Raw genomic sequence first — 21,028 nt, 5'->3', positions numbered from 1 at the left:
TGTCGTGGCATCTGTCATGGGATGGTCTCCTGGTTGAGGGTTGGTCCAGCAACCAAACCTTCTCATCAGGAGGCCATTCCGGCCAATACCCACCTCGCTCCCGCGTCAGCGGGTTAGTTCAATCCCCCGCGTGAGTCATCCTCACTGGGACTTGGTATTACGGGCTATAAGATCGCCCTTGTTTCTCTGATCGACAAGGATCGCCAGTGGTTCAAGGCCAAGATTGGCCTCGAGGTCGATCAGACACCGCGCGAGTTTGCATTTTGCGCGCATGCCCTCGCTGCCGATGACATTCTGATCGTTCCGGATGCCACCAGAGACGATCGATTTTCCAGCAATCCCCTCGTCACTGGCGCGCCCAATATACGTTTTTACGCGGGCGTCCCGATACGTGCTGAAATGCGAAACACATCGTCAAGGCGGCTTCCCTTGGGAACGCTGTGCGTGATCGATGACAAGCCACGCGATGTCGATCCCGGTGACATGAAGCTCCTGGTTGAACTGGCGCATTCGGTGGAAACGCTCATTGCTGCAAGATCATCGGCTACCTACGCTTGGCCGGATGCTGGGCAGTATGCCGGAGCGGCGGGCTACAGCGACGCTGCCCGATGCGGTGCCGCAAGCGGCCTGAACTACATGCTCGGTATCTTCCCGTAGCTATCCACGCGTCCGATACGATATGGCCCGCTCCGTTGCGTCAGGGCTTTCCCCTTCCAGCTCAGTCGAACAAGGCCGTCAGCATTTAGACGGTCCGCTGCGGCATGAACGTTTGGCATCGCGGCACGCCATGCTTCGCCGGGAGCAATGGCTCGGGCCACCTCGCTCGGGCATACAGTCGCACCCGGTGTCCGCGCGGCGAGCAACGCCAGCGCCGCGTCCCGCGCGCTGGCTGTCATTATTTCCGCCGTCCTCGGCGAGTGGTTTCGCCGGTAGTCATCAGGTCTGGCTTAGCAGGCGGCTTCCAGCCCGGGGGAGGAGTGACACGCTGGCGGCTTGTTCCCAAGCCCATGGCCCCCGGCTGCTGACGCTCAATGCCTGACAGGTCTGCCCGCTCTGCTTCGGTGGCCGTGGCACCCCTCCGCATCAGACTTATCATGTCGCGGCATCGTTTCGCCTCCTCAAAGTCCAAGGCGCGAGCCGCAGCGTCCATTCTTGCTTGGAGGGTTTCGATCGTGTCGGTCATATAGGGGGAACGCATGACCGGGGCGTTGGGCACCAATGCGCCATTTCCGGTTGTTTAGACTAACGTCGATGCGCACATCGCCGAAATCCGCCATTTGCGCGAATAGCTAAAGAAGCGACCGGTAATCGTCTGGTCTCGAAAAAAACGACATGCGGGTTTTGGCCGATGAATGGCAATATCTACCACCGACTTTGCAGGGTCAACCGTCGGTAGCCCGGCCTCCTGTCCCTTGATCATCCCGATAATCCGCGCCTCGGTAAGACGGCTCTTCCTCATACGTCTGCGCCTTTGTGGGCAGATCTTATATTAGAATGGGGGAAATCTCTGGGAGCAAGTCACCAGTGGTTGCTGCTTCGTAAATGAAAAAGGCTCTCCATAGTGATATGGAGAGCCTTTCACTCGCTATGGGAGCGAAACCTTATTCGCCGCCATTGTCCTTGACGCCGACAGTCGGAACTTCAATTTCTTCCTTCTTGGTGCCGACAACGACTTCCTTGCTATCGACATCGACCTTCGGCAGCGCGCCACCATCGACGCTGACTTCAGGCAAGTCGCCACCTTTAACATCTGCGCTCCAGAAGCCGGTGGCGAACAAAAGACCCACTATTGCAAGTGCGAGTATCGCAAAAATTGCAATCGTCCGTCCAGTATTGCTCTTTTTCACAATGACACGATCATCACGAACGTCGACCATAGCACTAATCCTCCACGATTTGTGGATGTGGTAACTATCGCGGAAACCGTTTGTTCCAACATAGCAACAAATCTACTTTGGCTGGATGCTGCAGCAGTGAGTGTTTGATCCGAAATTAAACTGATTAGTATCAGTAGGTTAGCTCGACCGCATTGCCTGCCGTTGTTTCGAACATTTTGTGAGAAACTACCAAAGATCACCGATGGGGACCGCAATGGCGAATAGCCGACGGAGATCCTGACGATCCCGCCAGCCCATAGCCCAGAGCACCATCTCCCCAAGCAATTTAATCGGTACGGAACCTATGTGCACGCCACTGTGACGTCGTTTATCAAGGAAATACTAAACTTCCATCCTGCTTGGATGAAATCACTCGGCTATTGAAGATCGAGGAACGAAAGAAGCGGCACACACTCGATCCCGACCAGTGCGCTTGGCGAGGTAAAGAGCCTCGTCAGCCGCCTTTAGCGCAGTGCTCCCGTCGACATAGTTCAACCGGTCGGCCAAACCTGCTGAAAATGTCACGCGCCCAATAGCGCGCTCAGTGCGACGATTGACAATGTTTCGTTCGCTAAGGTTTTGACGTGCAGCGTCCAGTTTGACCATTGCATCTGGGACGGAATGGCCCGGCAGCAATATCCCGAACTCTTCCCCGCCAATCCGGGCAACAAAACAGCGCCGGCAGTTTTGCTTAAGCTGGTTTGCAACGAACTGGAGAACTCGGTCTCCTGTATCATGACCGTGCGTATCATTAATCGACTTGAAATGATCAATGTCGCAGATCGCCAGCACAAGCTGACCACCGTCTGCGAATGCTTTGCTGGCTTCATGCTCAAGCTGAGCATCGAAGGCGCGTCGGTTCGGGAGGTTTGTCAAAGCGTCCTTGTTCGCAGCACGTTGGGCCGCATCCAGCTTAGACTTAAGTCGAGATATTTCAGATTGATTCTGATCCATTTCGTTCTGCAGTTTGTCCGTGCGCGACACCATGGAAGAAGTGAGTTCCAGCAATTTAGAAACTAAGGGCTTAACTTCTTTGCCCCGTTCGGCCTGATTGATATCTGCGCGTAATGCATCGCCATACATATGCACAGATATACGAGAGGCAGTCGCTAATCCATCCAGCACATTGACACCCTCTTGTGCTTTTTTAAGCATATCAAGAAGGGCTTCTGCTGTTGGCACGAGGTTCGTTCTCTGCGATATTTCTAGCATAACCGCGTCCGACAGCGGATCGTCAGATTTTGTTATCGCATCAATTTCGAGTTCGACTGCGCGATTAGTGCGCGCAAGATAGTCATGGGCAAGCCCAAAATTCAAAGGAGTTATGGAGAGATCGTGAGCCAACAGAAACTCACCGACATCATCATATAACCGCCGCCTCGCGCGTTCTCGATCGTGCACTGGACCTAAAGGTCTTGTGTGAGAAACTACCGAGTTCTCGCCCTCCGCATCGTACGCATCCGGTGTGGACCGCAGGCGCGCAGCATTTTTGAGGTAAGACCTCATAGGAGTATCGCTACCGATATTCCTGTGAGATCGGGTTTACGCTGCTGGCAAATCAGGCCGCCTGAGCGGTATCGATCTTTTCGCGCAGGTGTTTCCAGGTCCATGGCAGCAACTCATGGAGGCGGTTCTGGGATATGTCGGCGATCCGCGTGAGCACGTCGGTTAGCCAGACGAGGGGATCGACATCGTTGAGTTTGCAAGTGGCGATGAGGGTGTACATCATTGCGGCGCGCTCACCGCCACGGTCAGAACCGACGAACAACCAAGCTTTTCTTCCTCTTGCAATGGCTCTCAGGGCGCGTTCGGCGGCGTTGTTCGTGAGACATATCCGGCCATCTTCGAGGAATGCGGTAAAAGCGGGCCATGCGTTGAGCATGTAATCCATCTTTTTGCCGACTGCGTCCTTAGAGGAGAGCAGCCCGCGCTGTTCACGCATCCAGTCACCCAGCTCCGCGACCAGCGGGGCTGACAGGATTTGGCGCACGGCAAGCCGTTCGGCGGCAGGACTGCCGTTGATATCGCGCTCGATAGCGAAGATGCGGTCGATGCGCTGTACGGCCTCAATCGCAAGTGGCGAGATGACGACACGCTTGCCAGGTTTACGCTTCAGCTGGGTGGCGATGTCGGCAAGTTCGAAGAAGTATCGCCTCGCATGGGCCCAACAGGCAGCGTGGGTAATCGTCCCTTCGGCCCGACCGGGGTCATAAAGCGCGTTATAGCCGGCATAATTGTCGGCTTGAAGGATGCCCCGATAGCCAGTGAGATGCCCCCGGCTGTGCTCGCCCTTGCGGTCCCTAGAATAGTAGAACAGTGCCGCCGGTGCCCGCCCACCTGCAAACGGCGCATCATCGCAGACATAAGTCCACATCCGGGCGATGTCGGTCTTGTACTTTGCCAGGCGCGGCACGGTGGTGTCGTCGCCGTGGAGGCGCCCGGCACCGAGCGTGTGCGCTTCGAGCAGCAGAAAAACCGGCTTCACAGCGGCAGCGATCGCACCGATCTGATCGGCAAGCGTCGAAAGGCTGAGCGGGATGCCCTGGCTCTCGAGGCGATCGCGCTGGCTATTGAGTGGCTGGTGCAGCCCGAACTTGTTGAACGCAAGGCATGCGAGGAAATGCGGGCCAAACATGGCGCGCGGCGTGACGTGAAACGGCGCTGGCGGCTGCGTGATGGTCTGGCACGATCTGCAGGAAAAGCGCTCGCGCACGGTCTCGATGATCTTGTGCTGGGCAGGCACAGTCTCAAGCGCACGAATGACGCTCTCGCCAAGCTTGCTCAGGTTATCCGAACCGCAGCAAGGACAGTTCTTCTCGGCGGGAATAACGACCCGCTCGACGGGAAGACCTGGCGGAAACTCCCGGCGCGTTTGACGCTTGCGTGTGAAGGCTTCGACAGTGGTCGTTTTTGCAGCTGCCTGCTGCGCAGCGATCTCATCTTCGGTTGCAGTGGCCTCTAGCTCTTCGAACTCGAGTTCCATCTGGTCGATCAGGCGGCGCGAACGCTCCGAAGATGGTCCGTGCAGCGCGCGACGCATCTTCTCGTTTTGCAGCTCAAGATGGGCGTTGCGGGCGATCAGATCAGCGTTGATTGCCAGGACGCGGGCGGCATTGGCCTCTGCCTCGACGGCGCGCAGATCCGCGCGGGCAACGGCCTCGCGCAGGTCTTGCATATCGCGGGCCGAGAGCGTCTCCATCGCCGGAATCCCTAGCAGAATCGGCCCTGAGCCCGAAGGAAAATCGCCAGAAAAATGCTACCCAACTTTGCTCGGACGCCAGGCTTTCTGCGGGTTGCGCCAGTCAATGCCCTCTAGCAGGCAGGCCAGTGCCGAGGCCGAAATCGGCACCGTACCGTCCTTCGCAGAAGGCCAAACAAAACGCCCCTTCTCGAGCCGTTTTGCATATAACGACATGCCGAAATCGTCGTGCCACAAAATCTTGATCAATGATCCGCTGCGCCCCCGGAAAATGTACAGATCCCCTTGATGAGGATCACGCTTCAGACTTTCCTGAACCTGCAGCGCCAGACCGCGCATGCCACGTCGCATGTCTGTGTGACCCAGCGCGATCCAGATCTTCGCATCGCTCGGCACGGGGATCATCCTTCAAGCCCCGCCAGCACCCGAAGCAGCGCGGCGACATCGACGTCGCGGTCGACGATGATCCGGCGGCCATTGCCGCAAACAATCTCCATCTGGCCGCGTGACGACGGAACTGGGCAATCAGGGGTCACAACCACCGGCGCAAAGCCGGATATCCCTCTGGAAATCTGCGGAAATAGCCGTCTGCGCCAATCATAGATCTGGGATGGATCAACATCATGGCGCCGCGCTACCGTCAAAACTGAAACGCCGCGCTGAAACGCCTCCTCTACGATCCGTTGCTTTGCGTCATCGGTCCAACGCCTACGCCGGCCCGTCTCCAATACATCCAGGCGACGAACGCCCGGAAACACATCGCTGATTATCTCATCCATGCCCGCGCAATGCGCCGGCTACATCCGACCGACAATGCGGCCGCTACCGGAGGCGTACTCCGCATCGTCGTGCGAAATTGGGCGCATTCGGTTTGTTGTTCGAGAAAACAGCGGCATAGCCAGACCATACTCAGCATGAGTAAACGGAAGGTAATTCCGATCGAGGCAAACTCGACTGCTTAACCGCCAATTATCATTCCTAGGTGGTGACAGCCCGCCTTTCGCCTCGGTTCGATCGTGCAAGGGATCGGTTGGAGACCATGGACTGACAGCCGGTATGAGTCTGGATTGGATTGAACCGGTTCCCCATGTCCAGCACCAACCTCCGTCCAAGTGATAGGTTTTTGAAACTGGGCCTAAATTCTTGACCGTTTAACCCGTTCTTAAGTTCGGCTTTGCGACAAAATGCGTTCGCCAACCGGGGGAGCCAAGGATGACAGAGTATTTAGACGTGCAACATCGTGAAATGCTCGATTTGGCGCGAGCCATTCTGGAGGTGGTTGAGGACTTCCCAGCGCACAGCTCTGACAAACTAAACCGCGCACGCCTGGCGTTGTCACGTACCGTGACTGCGCATTGCAAAGCAGAAGCGGCGCTGTTGGAACAGTGCAGCGAACAGATAAAGCCAGAAATCATGCGACGCTATCACGACGAGCTGCTGGCCTGGCGCTATGGCCTGATCGCCTGCAATACAGATTGGCCGCCGGAACGCGTATGGGATGAACCAGCAGGTTTTAAAGCAGCTTTCCGGAAGATTGTTGACGCTCTCCAGGCGCGTATCTTATGGGAACGCAGCGCGATATACCCGATCATCCTTCATAAGGCTGCATGATGGTCAACGCTATCAACTGCTTGGTCGCTGCGGCGGGCTAGCATGGGAGCGTGCGCGGGCTGGATATGACTTTCGCGGATTCGATGCCGAAAAGGGGACGGCGACAACGCGCATTGATAAGCCGCGTCGTCGTTGCCCGTATCTCTTTATCGAGCGCCTTCACTTCATTCATCACTCATAGGCGAGACCGGTTCGATACCTTCCTGGGGTAGCAGCGGGGACAACGGCTGCTGCGATCGCTATCAAATTATTCAAATCGTCGGAGCATAGGGGAGTTAGAAATGCCACTCCATATTTAGGACCACGGACCCAAGCGGTCCGAGCGGCGATGGAGAGCGTCTTGCATTCGATACGTATGATAGTGCCGACAGTGGGCGGGTTCGCACCATGCGCCAGCGCACCTGTGCAAGACAGGTCCAACAGATGTATCCGTTCGACAGCATGCTGATAACGAACCAGCGCGGGCTCGAAAAGTTTAATACGTTTCGCGATTCGAACGGATATTGGCTTTGTCACTGCTGGCCCTCCCCACCCGAAACGAAGCGGGTCCGCAACCGATCCATATATTTCGTCCTTAGCGAACAGTTAAGAATCAATCTGACCAGAAAATTTCAATCGAGGAGCGAAAATTACCTCCGAGGCCATACTATTCACCATTTCAGGAATTGACCGACTGCACATTTAAACAGGCTGTGGGGAGTAGACATGATCATAGTTGAGACTCATGACAAGTTCCCGATAGTCCCGTCGGTGTTGATTACTGCTGAGAAGTGACCCACCTTGCGTTTATGTTTCAGATGTCCGGGGTGGGTCAAGAAGGGGATTTCTCGTTCCGGTTATGGGCTGCTGGGCCGAGCTGTTCTTGAACCTGAAGCTGTTGTTGCTGGTTTCATGGATATGGCAGTTATGGGTAAGCCGATCGAGGAGCGCGGTGGCCATCTTCGCATCGCCGAAAACGATGGCCCATTCACTGAAGCTGAGGTTGGTGGTGATGCTGACGCTGGTGCGCTCGTAGCGATTGCTGAGCAGAACGAACAGCAGTGCGCGTAGGGTTCTCAACAAGCAATCTGTGCCCGTGCCGTTTGCTATTGACATCAAGGCCGCGATTAATGACCAGCGCTTGCACCGGAGCCATCTCGAAATATCAACCAATCACCGCAAGGTGGCCCTCTCTGGAGTGATACGCTTCAGCCGGCAAGCTGCTCGATAATCGGGCAGTCAGGCCGCTCATCCCCATGGCACTTCGCTGCAAGGTCAAGCAGCGTCGCGCGCATTTGCTCCAGTGCCTTGGCCTTGCGGCCCAGTTCCTCGGCGCGCGCGGCGGCGAGCGCCTTCACGTCTGCGCTTGATCGCGACTTGTCTAGCCATAGGCCTAGCAGCGCCCGGATCTCCTCGATAGGGAAGCCGAGGTCGCGGGCGTGGGCGACGAACCGCAGCCTCGCGACATCGGCGTCAGAGTAGTCGCGATAGCCGCTGTCCCGGCGCGGGGGCGCGGGGATCAGCGCGATCTTCTCGTAGTGGCGGATCATTCGCTGCGAGACGCCGCTCGCATTTGAAACCTGGCCGATGTTCACAGCCGCACCCTATTGAGCCTTAATGCATTCGTCACCACAGCAAATGACGAGAGAGCCATCGCGGCGCCTGCCAACATGGGCGAGAGCAGAATGCCAGCCACCGGGTACAGCACCCCGGCCGCGACTGGCACACCGACCCCATTGAAGACGAACGAGAACCACAGGTTCTGGCGAATGTTCCGCATCGTGGCCTTTGCTAGTCGGCGCGCTCGGACCATGGCCGCTAGATCCCCGTTCGTCAGCGTCATGCCCGCGCTTTCGATAGCAACGTCCGTGCCCGTGCCCATGGCTACACCCACGTCTGCCGCAGCGAGCGCCGGTGCGTCGTTGATGCCATCACCGGCCATGGCCACCACGGCACCTTTCGCCTTGAGTTCACCTATGATTCTTGCCTTGTCTTCTGGCTTTAGGTCGGCATGCACCTCGTCGATACCGCCAATCATCATGGCCACCGCCTCCGCGGTGCCGCGGCCATCGCCCGTCAACATCACGATGCGCAGCCCTTCGGCATGAAGATCGCTAATCGCTCCGTGCGCAGACGCCTTCACGGGATCAGTGACCACGAGCATGCCGGCCAGATGCCCGTCCACCGCGATGAGCATGACGCCAGCCCCTTCGGATCGCCGCACCTTGGCCGCCTCCTCGATAACCTCTGGTGCAGCGCCAACCGCCCGCATCATCGCTGCGTTGCCGATGGCGACCGACCGACCGGCTACCTTGGCCACCACACCAGCGCCAGTCGTCGAGTTGAACGCCTCCGCTGTCGGCACTTCAATCCGGCGTTCCTCCGCCGCGACCACGATCGCATGTGCGAGCGGATGTTCGGAGCGCTGCTCCACCGCTGCCGCGAGGGCCAGCAGTTCATCTTCGTCGAAGCCGCCGACCGTCTCGATAGCGATCAGCTTTGGCTTGCCCTCGGTCAGCGTGCCGGTCTTGTCGATCACCAGCGTGTCGACCTTCTCAAGCGCCTGCAGCGCTTCGGCGTTCTTCACCAGAACTCCCGCGTGGGCCCCCCGGCCGGTGCCGACCATGATCGACATCGGGGTCGCAAGCCCCAGGGCGCACGGGCAGGCGATGATGAGCACCGCGATGGCGTTCAGGAGCGCGTGGCCGAAGCGCGGTTCGGGGCCGACCAGGTTCCAGATCACGAAGGTCGCGACTGCGATCGCCACCACCAGTGGCACGAACCAGCCAGATATCTGATCGGCGACCGCCTGAATGGGCGCGCGGCTGCGCTGCGCCTCGGCGACCATCTTCACGATCCGCGCGAGCATCGTATCGGAACCGACCGCCTGAGCCTCCATGACCAGGCTGCCTGTGGAGTTGACGGTTCCGCCCGTAAGCTTTGATCCGGGCGTCTTGGCCACTGGCGCGGGCTCGCCTGTGAGCATGGACTCATCGACCGAAGAACGCCCATCGACGACCACACCGTCCACGGGAATGGCTTCGCCCGGGCGCACCCGGATGCGGTCGCCCTGCATGACCTCCGAAAGTTGAAGCTCCTCCTCCGAGCCATCAGCAGCGATGCGGCGAGCCGTCTTCGGAGCCAGGTTCATGAGTGCACGGATCGCGCGGCCGGTCGCGGCACGAGCACGAAGCTCCAGGACCTGGCCAAGCAGCACCAGCGTGACTACCACGCCTGCGGCCTCGTAGTAGACTGGCACCATCCCATGCATTCGGAACGCTGGTGGGAAAAGCCGCGGTGCGACCGTGGCGACGAGACTGTAGAGGAACGCCGCGCCGACTCCGATCGCGACCAGCGTGAACATGTTGAGGTTGCGCGTGCGGATCGACGCCCACCCACGTTCGAAGAAAGGCCAGCCGGCCCAAAGCACGATCGGCACGGTGAGCGCGAACTGCACCCAGTGGTTCCACGCGCCAGGCACGAACTGGAAGCCGAGCAATTCGGAAACCATCGAGACGAGCAGCAGCGGGATCGTAAGAATGCCTGCCACCCACGTCCTGTAGGTGAAGTCTGCAAGTTCTGGGTTCGGCGCGTCATCGAGCGACGGCTCCTCCGGCTCAAGTGCCATACCGCAGATCGGGCAGGTTCCCGGGCCCTCCTGCCGGACCTCTGGGTGCATCGGACACGTCCAGATCGCGCCTGATGTCGCTTCAAGTTCGGGCCGAGGCGCGTAATTCAGATAAGCCTCGGGATTGGCCACGAACTTCGTGCGGCAGCCTGCGCTACAGAAGTGATGTTCATGGCCGGCGTGGTTGGCATGATGCGCCGTCGTTTGCGAATCGACATCCATTCCGCAGACCGGATCCTTCACCGTGCCTTTGGGCTTCGCGCCGCCACAGCAGGAATGGGAGCCTGCGGGAGATGGCGGGTTGGCGGGACTGAGATAGGCTGCTGGATCGGCGACGAATTTCGACCGGCAGCCTGCGCTGCAGAAGTGATATTCCTGATCCTGGTCGTGAGCATGGTGCGGCGTGGCCGACGGGTCCACACTCATGCCGCAAACAGGATCTTTCACCTGACCGACCGCTTGGTCGTTGGCTTTCTTGCCGCCACCTCCGCAGCAGCCATGGCCTGCATGCGCCGTTGATTTCGGGTTGGTCATTGCCTTCTCCTGTTCGACGCATAGGGATCTAGTCCTTGACACCATGTCAGGGTCAAGGACTAAATTTGGTGGCGGTGTGCTCGCGTCCGTCTCCACTCGTCAGCTGCCGCCAGGCGGCTCAAGCTGCCAAGCCACCCGACTAATCCGAGTATGACCACTCCTGCTGCCGCGTCGGCCCAAAGGCGTCTTCGAAGCCTAGCGACAGCCACTTGATTAGCCCCGCTGTCGAAGCCGACCTCGAGCGCCGGGGTCAGGCGAAACCGGTTTGACGTCGCCATTGCGAGCATAGCGGTAAACAGGGCGTGCCTCATGAACAGCAGCTGGCCATACCGACGGGCCATTATCCCTGGGTCTGCGCCACCAACAATGGAGCCGGCATCCCGAAGGACATCGCTAAACGCATTTCCGATCCATTCTTCACGACCAGCAAGATTTCAGAAATGCTGGAAAGATCGGCCTGCGAGCTAGTCGCCATGTGGACTGGTTCAGTCGTTTCGCGGAGTTCCTATGATTTCAAGCGCGGCCGTATGCTGGTTGCTGCCACCGCGATCTCGCGAGACGACGCTGACCCTCAAGCCGGAAGATGATCCACGCTGACACGGTGGCGATACCACGATAAATTCAAGATGTTCTTGATCTTTGCTGAGGTCGTTTTCTTATGACGCCAAGGAGTTGAGGATATGTTGCACTATGGCACTGACTATGGGAGCAGTGGGTCATGATCATGACCGGCACGCACGACAGCAATCTGGTTATCCTGTCGATTCTTATCGCCATGTTCGCGTCATTCTCAGGGCTCAGCCTGGCCATGCGGATGCGTGCCTCAACCGGCTGGATGCGCCGCCTGTGGCTCGGCGCTGCGGCGGTTGCGCTGGGGGGCGGCATCTGGTCGATGCATTTCGTCGCCATGTTGGCGTACAGCATGCCGGGAATGGAGATGGGCTTCGATCTGGCTCTCACGTTGATTTCCTTCGCCATCGCACTCGCATTCACCGGCGCGGGCTTCGCGGTAATGGACTGGCGAACGATGGCAGCAGGGCGCGTGGCCGCCGCCGGGCTGCTAATGGGATCGGGCGTTGTGGCGATGCACTATTTAGGCATGGCTGCGATGCGCATAGCCGCAGACCTCAGCTACGATCATGGGTGGCTTGGTATATCTATATTCATTGCGATCGGCGCCGCCACGGCGGCGATGTGGCTGACCGCACGCGATCAGAAATTGTCCCACAGGCTTGTCGCCTCAGCAGTCATGGGGCTGGCGATCGCGGGCATGCACTATGCAGGCATGCGCGCCGCGATATTCACTTCCACGTCATCGGTGGACATGACGACGGGCGGAGCAAGCCTGGGACAGACTTATCTTGCGATCCTCATCAGCGCCATTACCGTGTTGATCCTCGTGATGGCCTTGAGTTCTGCAGCGGTGGAGAGGCTGTTCCAGGGATTCGTGCGCCGCGAGGCGCGCATTGCGCTAAGGTTACGGATCGCGGACGCTCTGCGCGGACGCGACACGCAAGAGGCGCTCCAGGAAGTCGCGGCGCTGATGGGCACGCATTTCAACGTGACCCGGACCGGCTATGGCCAGCTCGACCCGATTGAGGATATTTTCGAGTATGACGTATGCTGGACGGACGGCACCGTGCCGCCCCTACTCGGGCGCTATCCGGCAGAAGCGTTTGGGGTCAAAATCGTCGCCGCACTCAGCGCTGGGCAAACTGTCGTCATCGATGATCTTCTTGATGCCGAACTGAGCGATGAAGCAAAAACGCGAGAAACTGCTCAATCGGTTGATACGCGCGCGATCCTGGTTGTGCCGTTTGTCCGCGACGGCCGCCTGAGCACGATCGTTTATCTCAATGATCGCGATCACCGCGCTTGGCAGCGACAGGACATTGCCTTCATGGAAGAGATTGCCGAGCGGACCCGGCTGGTAATCGAACGCGCCACTGTCGAAGAAAAGCTGCGCGAATTGAATGCTACCCTTGAGGAGCGCGTCGAGATACGCACGCGTGAGCTCCGGGAAGCGCAAGAGGCTCTGCTCCATAGTCAGAAGCTTGAGGCCGTGGGCCAGTTGGTGTCGGGCATGGCACATGATTTCAACAACGTACTGGCGGCCATTGTGGGCGCTTTCGACTTAGTCCGGCGGCGTCCCGATGAACCCGAGCGGGTCCGGCGTTATGCAGAGGCGGGACTAGAGGCGGCTGAGCGCGGCGCTAAGCTAACCGCCCAGTTGCTCGCTTTCGCGCGTGCTCAGCGCATCCAGCTCATCCCACTCATCGTCTGCGACATTATTAGGCCGTTACATAACCTGCTGGCTCGCACGTTGGGCCCGATGATCAGACTCGATTTCGCACTCAATCCCCATCCAGTTCCGGTCCTCGCAGATGCTACACAGGTCGAGATGATGGTGCTCAATTTGGCGATTAACGCGCGACGCGATGCCAGATGGCGGCACCCTCACGGTCTCGACCACAGTACGTTATATTTCGGGACATCCAGAGGTCGATGATGGCGAATATGTCGAGATAGCGGTAGGCGACACTGGCGCGGGCATGGACGAGACCACACTTCGCCGGGCCATGGAACCGTTCTTCACCACCAAGCCGGTCGGCAAGGGAACAGGGTTAGGGTTGGCCCAAATATATGGCAGCGCCCGGCAAGCGGGCGGAACGGTTCACATCGATAGCACCCTTGGGCAGGGCACGACGGTGCGCGTGCTCATGCCTTGCACCGATGAAGAGCCAAACGACCCAGTTCAAGCAGTCACACCCGTTGATATCGCGGGAACGGGCTCCATTAAAATATTGTTGGTCGACGACGACCAGGATGTAAGAAGCATGATCGCAAGCGCGCTCGAATGCCAGGGGCACTACGTGACGCAAGCCGAAAATGGCAATGCGGCATTGGTCGCATTGCAAGAAAATGTCCCAGACATCGCGATCATTGACTTTGCGATGCCTGGAATGAACGGCGCTGAATTGGCAAAGTGCATCGAGGCGCGCTGGCCAGGCTTACCTATCCTTTTCGCCAGCGGGTTTGCAGATACAGACGCTGTCAAACAAGCTGTTGGAAACCGAGCGAAAATTCTTCGTAAACCGTTTCGAGTAGATGAGCTTTTAATGGCCATTCATCGGTTAGGGACGTTCGCCTAACGGCGTAATGCGTTCGAAATGCCTGCGGCAACCTGCCCCGCTGCCGGTTTGGTGGGCACCAAGATAAGGTGGGCACCTCCAATAACCCTCGACAATATCGGCCTGGTTTGATTCACTCGGTATGACAGGAGGCGGCGATGCGTCAGACGGGATTGTTTGGATTGTCGCAACGCAGCTGGCGGTTACCCAAACGCTTCATTATCAATACGGGTTTTAGCAGCCTCAGCTTCAAGGCAGCACCGTTTCCGTAGCACGCGACCGCGAAATTAGATAAGTTATCGTATGACCGTTTATGGCAACAGCCGTCATTCGCAGCCGCTAGCCGGAATGGCAGCCCAAGGCGCGAGCATATCCCATCCCCGATGAGAGGCTTGATAATGCCCCCGCAGTGGGAACGGGCGAGCCTGTCGCTCAGATAAGTTCAGCATATCTTTCCCGTCGCCATGGCTTGATCCGATCTCGCAGGCCTTGCGGGCTCGCTATGCCGATTTTTGCCTATATCAGTTTTGGCAATGCAAGATGTTTGGCTCGCCGGCTGGCCTTTCCGGCAGTCTTGGCTTTGGCTCACGGCTGTCCGCCACATTCTCGCGCTTGGCCCAATATAAATGACAGGGAGGTATGTTACGCCATTCGTAAGAGCGCCAGACAGTAGAAAAGTGACTCCGTAAGAGCGGCTCGACAGCTCGCCGCATCTGATAGGCGCAGAACTGGCCAGCTGGACGAAGCGCGGCGCGGGTCGCAAGCATGATCTTTCCAGCCTCTTCGCGGGAAATCGTCGAAAACGGCAACCCGGAAAGAATGCAGTCTGCTTGCTGCAGTCCTAGTTTCGATAAGATCGCCTCGACGCTGGTAGCCGAACCGGCGACTACATATAGGCGCCGATCCGTGATCGAGGCCTTGAGATGGGCGACAAAGTCTGGGCTTGTGTCGATCGCGACCAACTTGGCATCCGGCGCAAGACGGTCGAGAATAGCATGAGTGAACGCGCCGGCACCCGGTCCATATTCTACGAAGCTACGGATAGCCCTCCAGTCGAGTGGAGCAAGCATGGTGCGGACCATCCAGCGGCTGGCCGGAAAGCCCGAGCCCACCATAGCTGGATGTTTGAAAAACATTCGCATCGACAAGGCGAAAGCCGATCCGTCCCCCTGCCCCCTCACCTCTCCGACTTCTTCGAACAAAGACGCCATGTCGTACCCCTCATTTTCTTGCTCGTAGAGGCATGACTCCCGAGCGTCACATTTGCTCCAGGCATCGGAACAGCGCTATCTCGCCATCCCTTATATTTGGCTGTCTATGGCGTCAGCCGACCTTCACGGGCATCCGACACCGTCTGCGCGCGCGGCTGCGAGGAACCCGCTTCCGACACGTGACGGAGCTAAATCAGCACTGCACGGTTTCCATTCCTCACAAGGGGAAGGTCATGAAGCGCACATGCATATTAGCGATTATAGGCCTCAGCATGGCTCTGGCCGCGTGCGGCGGAAAGGGCGATGACAAGCTGGGCGAGCAGGCGCAGGAAGCTGCGGAAAACAAGGCGGATAAGATGGACGCGGTGGCCGACAATATGAGCGGCACGGCAGAGGATTTGATGCAGGCCAACGCCGACGCCACTCGCCAAGCCGGTGACGCCAAGGAAGACGCGATCGACAGGTCAGATGTCAATGCGGACGCGCTGACCCCAGCCGAGCGGCAGAAGGTTATCAACGGAAACTAATCGTAGCGGAGAGAGAAACTAGTGCCGGTTTACATTGGGCAGATCGGCAACCGATATTTTGGGGAGGATATCCCTGACTAAAATGTCCGCAGGACGCGGAAGGACCGCAGTCAGAGGTGGCGGAACGTAAACGCACCTCTTCATCTGTCTGCGCCGATGTTCGGCCAGGGATTATCTTTTGCAGGCAATGGGTCTGCCGCAACGCCCCGGCGGTTGTATCCTGATAATGATCGGAAACAGGCATGATTGTCTGAAGACCCTCACCCACCCATCGAATGGAAATGATTATGGCCAAGGACGAGAGCAAGCCATTCACGCCCCCTGTCTATCATGGCGACGAAGCGATCAGGGACGCGGATGTCGCGAAAACGCCCTTCACGACGCAGTCCGATCACGATCGTGGCAGACGGGCCCAGCCAGGCACGAGCGCTGTCGTTGGCAGTGGCGCGGGTGCCGGGGGAACCAGCGGCGGCAATGAAGATTATGACGACGACGATGCGGGCGGTGGTCGATTGCCACCGACAGGCGCACTGGCGAACCAGGAGCATGAGCCCGATCGCCAGGGTACGGAAGCTGCAGGGGAAGAAGCAGACATACCGCCTGGATCGATCTCCCTTTAACAGCACAGGCCCTGTCCGGCGATCTCGGCCAAAGACGGCCCGCGCAGCTGGAAGTTGAGAAAGCCAAGCGTCATGCCGGACTATCAGATTGCGCTCGTCCTCAGCGGTGGCAACGCACTGAGTGCCTATCATGCCGGGGTCTATGAGGCGCTGCATGAGAGCGGGATCGAGCCTGACTGGGTTGTCGGTGCTTCGATCGGCGCGATCACCGGGGCCATCATTGCCGGCAATCGCCGCGAAGACAGACTGGATCGGCTTCGCGCGCTTTGGCAGCCCGCTGGGACAGGGTCGAGCCCGGCCTCGCTGGGCTGGATGCCCGAAACCGTGCATCGCACCATGTCCGTCATGTGGACGATGGCGGTCGGCCGCCCGGGCATATTTGCGCCGCTCGGCCCACTTGGATCCTGGTGGTGGCCTCATGTCTGCGCGGGATCTCCATCGCTTTATGAAAGTGCTCCGCTGGGAAAGACGCTGGAACGGCTGATCGACTTCGATCTGCTCCAGTCTGGAAGCGTTCGCTATGCAGCGCTCGCCGTTGACATCGAAACCGGCGAAGAAGTCATATTCGATACACGGCATTAGCGCGTAGAGCCCGATCATATTCGCGCCAGCGCCGTGCTGCTGACCGCTTTTCCCACGATCGAAATCGATGGCCGTCCCTTTGTCGATGGCGGCCTGTCCTCCAACCTGCCGCTCGATCCGGTTCTGGGGGAAGACAGCCGTGCGCCTCTGCTCTGCATCGCCGTCGATCTTCTGCCACTCACAAGCGGGCGCCCCAAGACACTGGGCGACGTCGCCGGACGCATGCAGGATCTCGTATTTGCCGCCCAGTCGCGGCGAACCATGGAGCATTGGAAGCGCCGATATGAGGCAGATAGTCAGAAGGACGGAAGGCTCCCTCCGGTGACGCTTGTGCGACTGAGCTATACTGACCAAGGCGCGGAGGTGGCAGGAAAGGCCATGGATTTCTCGTCGGAATCGGTCCAGCGTAGATGGCCGGCCGGGCTGAAAGATGGGCAGGCTTTGGTATCTCGCCTGAAAGCCGGCGACATCAGGACCGGGCTATCGGGCCTCGCTATCACTGACGAGGCGATGGAGTAAGTCGGTGGCCGACTAGTGAAGAGCATTACGGTATCCCACATCAGCTTCTCAGTTTGATAGCACTGTTAGCCAGATGCGCCTTCATAAGCGCATTTCCCTGATGTTGCGCTACTGCGATCGCGCTATTTCCTGCCAGGCGAGCGCTTGGCGAGCGCGGTCCGGTCTGGTGGGGCAATGACGCACCTGCCTAAAATGGGCACATGGTGCACGACACGCCCTATGCGGGCTGGTTCGCGACCTTGGTCTGACGGCGTTTATGCACGGTGCCATCAGCTAGAGAGATCCAGACTGGCGCATGATCACTGGTCTTATCCCACCCGCGCACATGCGCATCGACCTGCGCGTCAACAAGCCTGGAGGCGAGAGCGGGGCTAAGTAGGAGGTGGTCGATGCGCAAACCTGCGTTACGGCCATAGGCGTTCCGAAAATAATCCCAGAAGATATAGATCGTCTCGTCGGGATGGATCGTCCGTAGGGCGTCGGTCCAGCCTTGCCCCGTCAGCCGGAAAAAAGCGTCACGCACCTCGGGGGCGAACAATGCATCATCCAGCCAGCGCTCGGGTTTGTAAACGTCGCGTTCGGTCGGCATGACGTTGAAGTCGCCGGCCAGCAGCATGGGCAGGCCGGACTAGAGCAGTCCTGCTGCATGCTCGATCAATCGATCGAACCAGGCGAGCTTATACTCGAATTTGGGCCCAGGCCGCGGGTTACCATTGGGAAGATAGAGACAGCCTATAAGGATGCCGTTGACCGCCGCTTCGATATAGCGGCTCTGCACAGGATCCGGATCGCCGGGCAGGCCGCGCGGGGTTTCGTGAATTTCGCCGACGCGGCTCAGGATAGCGACGCCGTTCCAGCTCTTCTGACCATGCCAGATCGACTGGTAGCCCAGACCCCGGATAGCGCTTTGCGGGAATTTTTCCCTGCGGCGCCTTCAGTTCCTGGAGAACGACAATGTCCGGCGCGGCTTTTTCAAGTCACCGCAACAGGACGGGCAAGCGGCCGTGGACCCCATTCACATTGTAGGTGGCGATCTTCATGCTCACGCCGTCACAGGTCCGGCAGGATCTGGTCGGCCCGACCCCAATGCGCCAGATTCTTCGATGCCGCGCGCTTCAGCATCTCAGGCGCGTCGCCGATATGCCAATGGTTGGGGCTGTCGAGATCGCGCAGGTCTTCCCATGTCAGCGGCACTGCGATCGGCGCAAAAGGGCGGGAGCGCGCGCTGTAGGGCATGACGGCCGTCGCGCCGCGCTGATTGCGCAGATAATCGATGAAGATCTTGCCCGTGCGCTTGGCCTTCGCAAGCGCGGCGGTGAATCTTTCGGGATCGGCCTGCGAGAGCGCCATCGCAAAGCGATGCGCGAAATCCCTGACCTGCGGCCATTCCGCCGTCGGCGTCAGCGGTGCGATCACGTGCACGCCCTTGCCTCCCGTGACCATCGGAAAGGTGACGAGCCCCATCTGGCCCAACACATCCTGAAGATGGAAGGCGGCGGAGACGACATCCTTGAAATCGAGGCCTTCATCGGGATCGAGGTCGAACACTAGGCGATCGGCCTTCTCAACATCCTCGATACGAGCGCCCCAGCCATGGAATTCTATCGTGCCCATCTGTACGCAAGTGAGGAGCCCCGCCGGTGTATCGACGAAAAGATAGGGCTCCTGATGCCCGTCCTTCTCCGATATTCCGACCTGCTTGACGGCATCGCCGAAGCTGCCGGCGTCATGCTTCTGGAAGAAGCATTTCTTGTCGCGACCCTGCGGGCAGCGCACCAGGCTGATCGGCCGGCTTCCTGCCCATGGCAGCATGATCTGCGCAACCGCCTCATAATATTCGGCGAGCTCGCCTTTGGTGAGCTTGCCCTCGGGAAAGATCACGCGATCCCTGTTGCTGATCTTGACGCCGCTGGTCACGGCTGGCTTCTCCGCCGTAGCGACGGGCGCTTCCACCTCGAGCAACACCGCTTCAGGTTTCTTGTCTTCGCGCAAACCCAGATAACTCGAGTGTCGCAACACACCTTCGTCCGTGAACTCGATATAGGCGACCTCGGCGACCAGCTTCGGCTTGATCCAATGAGCCCCACGCACGGCGGCGCGCGGCGCCTCTACGGTCGCTGTCTTTTGCTCGAGCGGGGCCATCAACTCCATCAGCCGTTCGATCTCATCGCCGGTAAAGCCCGTGCCGACCTTACCGGTAAAGCGCAGCTTGCCCTTCTCGTTGACCCCCAACAGCAACGCGCGAAAGCCGCGCTGCTTGTCCGAAGGCGTCCAGCCGACGATCACGAACTCCTGTCGCCGGATGCATTTGGTCTTCACCCAGGATCCGGACCGCGAGCCGGAATAGCACGCATCGACGCGCTTGGAAATGACGCCCTCCAGCCCTGCGCCGCAGAAGCTTTTGAACAGCTCCTCGCCGCGTCCGACGATATGATCAGAGTAGCGCAGATGGCCCCTGCCCTCACCGATCAACGCTGCCAACATCTCCTTGCGTTCAAGAAGCGGTCGTTGCGTCAGATCCTCGCCGTCAAGCTCGAGTAGGTCGAACGCGACATAGTCAATTTTGCCCGGATCACCCTTGAGCGCCGCCTGCAGGGCCTGAAAGCTGGTGCGCCCATCGGGCAGGATCACCACGGCCTCGCCATCGATCAGCGCGCTTGCCGCGTCCAGGGTGACAGCGTCCCCGATCAGTCCAGCGAAACGATCCGACCAGTCGAGACCCGAACGGGTATAGGCCCTCCCCTCCCAGCCGCCGATCGCCAGCAGAGTGCGATAGCCATCATATTTGAGTTCATGGATCCACTGGTCGCCCAAAGGCACATGATCGACCAGCGCCGCGAGCTGCACCGGCTGAAACGGAGGCGGCGTGCCCGCCTTTTTGCGCTTCCCGGAGGACTCGGCCGAAGCGGCCGACGGTGAGGCGGCAGGCTTCGCGCCCTTCCGCTTCGGCACGGCTTTGCCGGTGGCGATCTCGTCCATGGTGCGCCCGGTGTCGACGCTGGTCAAATGGATGCCGACCAGATCGTCCGAGCCGCCGGCGAAAACATCATTCACCTTGCGCAGGATCCAATTTTCCCTCTTCTCCTTTCCCCAAGGCTTGAGGCGGAACAGGATCCATTCGCCCTGCATGCGGCGGCCGTGCAGGATGAAATGCAAGTGACCTTCGGGCAGCGTCTCTCGGGGATCCTTGCCCGGTATCGATTCCCAGGTGCCATTGTCCCAGAGCATGACGGTCCCGCCGCCATATTCGCCTTTGGGGATCGTGCCTTCGAAGCGGGCGTAATCGAGCGGATGGTCCTCGGTCCGCACGGCAAGGCGCTTATCGTCCGGATTGACGCTTGGACCTCGTGTGATGGCCCAGCTGACGAGCACGCCATCGAGCTCAAGCCGAAAATCATAATGAAGACGTGTCGCCGCATGTTTCTGGACGACGAAACCGTTGCCGGTGCTGGGAAGCTTCGCACCTGAAGGCTCGGCGGTCCGCCCAAAGTCTCGCTTGGCCCGATAGGTGGCAAGGCTCTCGTCTGCCGACTTGCTCTGTGTCCTGGTCATGCTGATGCGTCCCTTCCCTCTGCGCCTCAATTCGTAGGACCGCGGACTCGTTCCAGTC

General features: G+C 59.1%; 21 protein-coding genes and 3 pseudogenes. 8 read left to right on the top strand and 16 right to left on the bottom strand.

Features of this window, described 5'->3' with window-relative positions; genetic code table 11:
- The first annotated feature begins 144 nt into the window (after nt 1–144).
- The gene (locus KRZ98_RS24405; protein WP_368389814.1) at nt 145–657 is read left to right on the top strand and encodes a GAF domain-containing protein; all 513 of its coding nucleotides are present in this window, start codon (nt 145–147) and stop codon (nt 655–657) included.
- Here KRZ98_RS24405 and KRZ98_RS11960 read toward each other — a convergent pair.
- The 8 genes and pseudogenes from KRZ98_RS11960 to KRZ98_RS24560 all read right to left on the bottom strand — a co-directional run.
- Nucleotides 633–896 carry a DUF3253 domain-containing protein gene (locus KRZ98_RS11960; protein WP_217673753.1) on the bottom strand — a complete coding sequence of 88 codons (264 nt, stop codon included), beginning with the start codon at nt 894–896 and terminating at the stop codon, nt 633–635. The two genes, KRZ98_RS24405 and KRZ98_RS11960, sit on opposite strands and share 25 nt — an antisense overlap.
- A complete protein-coding gene (locus tag KRZ98_RS11955) occupies nt 896–1,183 on the bottom strand; it encodes a UvrB/UvrC motif-containing protein (protein ID WP_217673752.1) in 288 nt (95 codons plus the stop codon). The genes KRZ98_RS11960 and KRZ98_RS11955 overlap by 1 nt, the downstream gene beginning before the upstream one ends.
- A gap of 54 nt (nt 1,184–1,237) precedes the next feature.
- On the bottom strand, nt 1,238–1,459 hold the full coding sequence (locus KRZ98_RS11950; RefSeq protein ID WP_217673760.1) for a hypothetical protein: 222 nt from the start codon (nt 1,457–1,459) through the stop codon (nt 1,238–1,240).
- A gap of 142 nt (nt 1,460–1,601) precedes the next feature.
- A complete protein-coding gene (locus KRZ98_RS11945) occupies nt 1,602–1,877 on the bottom strand; it encodes a hypothetical protein (RefSeq protein WP_217673751.1) in 276 nt (91 codons plus the stop codon).
- 369 nt (nt 1,878–2,246) lie between these two features.
- Complete coding sequence (locus tag KRZ98_RS11940; RefSeq protein ID WP_217673750.1) at nt 2,247–3,221, bottom strand: GGDEF domain-containing protein; 975 nt, start codon at nt 3,219–3,221, stop codon at nt 2,247–2,249.
- A gap of 214 nt (nt 3,222–3,435) precedes the next feature.
- Nucleotides 3,436–5,076 carry an IS66 family transposase gene (locus KRZ98_RS11935; RefSeq protein ID WP_217673749.1) on the bottom strand — a complete coding sequence of 547 codons (1,641 nt, stop codon included), beginning with the start codon at nt 5,074–5,076 and terminating at the stop codon, nt 3,436–3,438.
- Nucleotides 5,077–5,133: 57 nt separating this feature from the next.
- Nucleotides 5,134–5,481 (bottom strand): IS66 family insertion sequence element accessory protein TnpB, encoded by a 348-nt coding sequence (gene tnpB, locus KRZ98_RS11930; RefSeq protein WP_217673748.1) that lies wholly within the window; start codon nt 5,479–5,481, stop codon nt 5,134–5,136.
- A 191-nt stretch (nt 5,482–5,672) separates the two neighbouring features.
- Nucleotides 5,673–5,855, bottom strand: a pseudogene (locus KRZ98_RS24560) (transposase); the annotation flags it as partial.
- 433 nt (nt 5,856–6,288) lie between these two features.
- Here KRZ98_RS24560 and KRZ98_RS11920 point away from each other — a divergent pair.
- Nucleotides 6,289–6,687, top strand: a complete 399-nt coding sequence (locus KRZ98_RS11920) for a hemerythrin domain-containing protein (RefSeq protein ID WP_217673747.1) — start codon at nt 6,289–6,291, stop codon at nt 6,685–6,687.
- A gap of 786 nt (nt 6,688–7,473) precedes the next feature.
- On the opposite strand, the gene KRZ98_RS11915 is transcribed toward KRZ98_RS11920, so the two are convergent.
- The 4 genes from KRZ98_RS11915 to KRZ98_RS11900 all read right to left on the bottom strand — a co-directional run bounded on the left by KRZ98_RS11915 (nt 7,474) and on the right by KRZ98_RS11900 (nt 11,139).
- The gene (locus KRZ98_RS11915; protein WP_302849108.1) at nt 7,474–7,782 is read right to left on the bottom strand and encodes an ATP-binding protein; all 309 of its coding nucleotides are present in this window, start codon (nt 7,780–7,782) and stop codon (nt 7,474–7,476) included.
- A gap of 92 nt (nt 7,783–7,874) precedes the next feature.
- Nucleotides 7,875–8,261 (bottom strand): Cu(I)-responsive transcriptional regulator, encoded by a 387-nt coding sequence (gene cueR / locus KRZ98_RS11910; protein WP_217673746.1) that lies wholly within the window; start codon nt 8,259–8,261, stop codon nt 7,875–7,877.
- Nucleotides 8,258–10,828: a heavy metal translocating P-type ATPase gene (locus KRZ98_RS11905; RefSeq protein ID WP_302849107.1), complete on the bottom strand. Its 2,571-nt coding sequence runs from the start codon at nt 10,826–10,828 to the stop codon at nt 8,258–8,260. The genes cueR and KRZ98_RS11905 overlap by 4 nt, the downstream gene beginning before the upstream one ends.
- A gap of 59 nt (nt 10,829–10,887) precedes the next feature.
- Nucleotides 10,888–11,139 carry a CopD family protein gene (locus KRZ98_RS11900; RefSeq protein ID WP_254798286.1) on the bottom strand — a complete coding sequence of 84 codons (252 nt, stop codon included), beginning with the start codon at nt 11,137–11,139 and terminating at the stop codon, nt 10,888–10,890.
- Here KRZ98_RS11900 and KRZ98_RS11895 point away from each other — a divergent pair.
- The 3 genes from KRZ98_RS11895 (at nt 11,131) to KRZ98_RS11885 (ending at nt 13,980) form a co-directional block, all read left to right on the top strand.
- Nucleotides 11,131–11,415, top strand: coding sequence for a hypothetical protein (locus tag KRZ98_RS11895; RefSeq protein ID WP_217673759.1), 285 nt, complete (start codon nt 11,131–11,133; stop codon nt 11,413–11,415). The two genes, KRZ98_RS11900 and KRZ98_RS11895, sit on opposite strands and share 9 nt — an antisense overlap.
- Nucleotides 11,416–11,546: 131 nt before the next feature.
- Complete coding sequence (locus tag KRZ98_RS11890; protein ID WP_217673744.1) at nt 11,547–13,337, top strand: MHYT domain-containing protein; 1,791 nt, start codon at nt 11,547–11,549, stop codon at nt 13,335–13,337.
- Complete coding sequence (locus KRZ98_RS11885) at nt 13,267–13,980, top strand: response regulator (RefSeq protein WP_217673743.1); 714 nt, start codon at nt 13,267–13,269, stop codon at nt 13,978–13,980. The genes KRZ98_RS11890 and KRZ98_RS11885 overlap by 71 nt, the downstream gene beginning before the upstream one ends.
- A gap of 500 nt (nt 13,981–14,480) precedes the next feature.
- On the opposite strand, the gene KRZ98_RS11880 is transcribed toward KRZ98_RS11885, so the two are convergent.
- The gene (locus KRZ98_RS11880; RefSeq protein ID WP_217673742.1) at nt 14,481–15,170 is read right to left on the bottom strand and encodes a class I SAM-dependent methyltransferase; all 690 of its coding nucleotides are present in this window, start codon (nt 15,168–15,170) and stop codon (nt 14,481–14,483) included.
- 272 nt (nt 15,171–15,442) lie between these two features.
- Between KRZ98_RS11880 and KRZ98_RS11875 the strand changes: the two genes are divergently transcribed.
- Nucleotides 15,443–15,697 (top strand): hypothetical protein, encoded by a 255-nt coding sequence (locus KRZ98_RS11875; protein ID WP_254798285.1) that lies wholly within the window; start codon nt 15,443–15,445, stop codon nt 15,695–15,697.
- A gap of 260 nt (nt 15,698–15,957) precedes the next feature.
- Here the strand turns inward: KRZ98_RS11875 and KRZ98_RS11870 are convergent, their stop codons facing one another.
- Entirely contained in the window at nt 15,958–16,245 is a 288-nt protein-coding gene (locus tag KRZ98_RS11870) for a hypothetical protein (protein WP_217673740.1), read from the bottom strand.
- Nucleotides 16,246–16,389: 144 nt separating this feature from the next.
- On the opposite strand from KRZ98_RS11870, the pseudogene KRZ98_RS11865 reads away from it, so the two are divergent.
- Both KRZ98_RS11865 and KRZ98_RS24555 read left to right on the top strand, forming a co-directional pair.
- Nucleotides 16,390–17,010 (top strand): annotated as a pseudogene (locus tag KRZ98_RS11865) (patatin-like phospholipase family protein); the annotation flags it as partial.
- A 111-nt stretch (nt 17,011–17,121) separates the two neighbouring features.
- A complete protein-coding gene (locus tag KRZ98_RS24555) occupies nt 17,122–17,418 on the top strand; it encodes a DUF3734 domain-containing protein (RefSeq protein WP_368389813.1) in 297 nt (98 codons plus the stop codon).
- Between the two features lie 217 nt (nt 17,419–17,635).
- Here KRZ98_RS24555 and xth read toward each other — a convergent pair.
- Together xth and ligD are read right to left on the bottom strand one after the other, a co-directional pair.
- Nucleotides 17,636–18,458 (bottom strand): annotated as a pseudogene (gene xth, locus KRZ98_RS11855) (exodeoxyribonuclease III).
- 10 nt (nt 18,459–18,468) lie between these two features.
- Nucleotides 18,469–20,970, bottom strand: a complete 2,502-nt coding sequence (gene ligD / locus KRZ98_RS11850; RefSeq protein WP_217673737.1) for a DNA ligase D — start codon at nt 20,968–20,970, stop codon at nt 18,469–18,471.
- Nucleotides 20,971–21,028 lie beyond the last annotated feature (58 nt).

The sequence above is a fragment of the Sphingobium sp. AS12 genome, from assembly GCF_019097845.1.
GTDB lineage: Bacteria > Pseudomonadota > Alphaproteobacteria > Sphingomonadales > Sphingomonadaceae > Sphingobium.
This window is presented reverse-complemented; position numbering and strand designations above follow the sequence as displayed.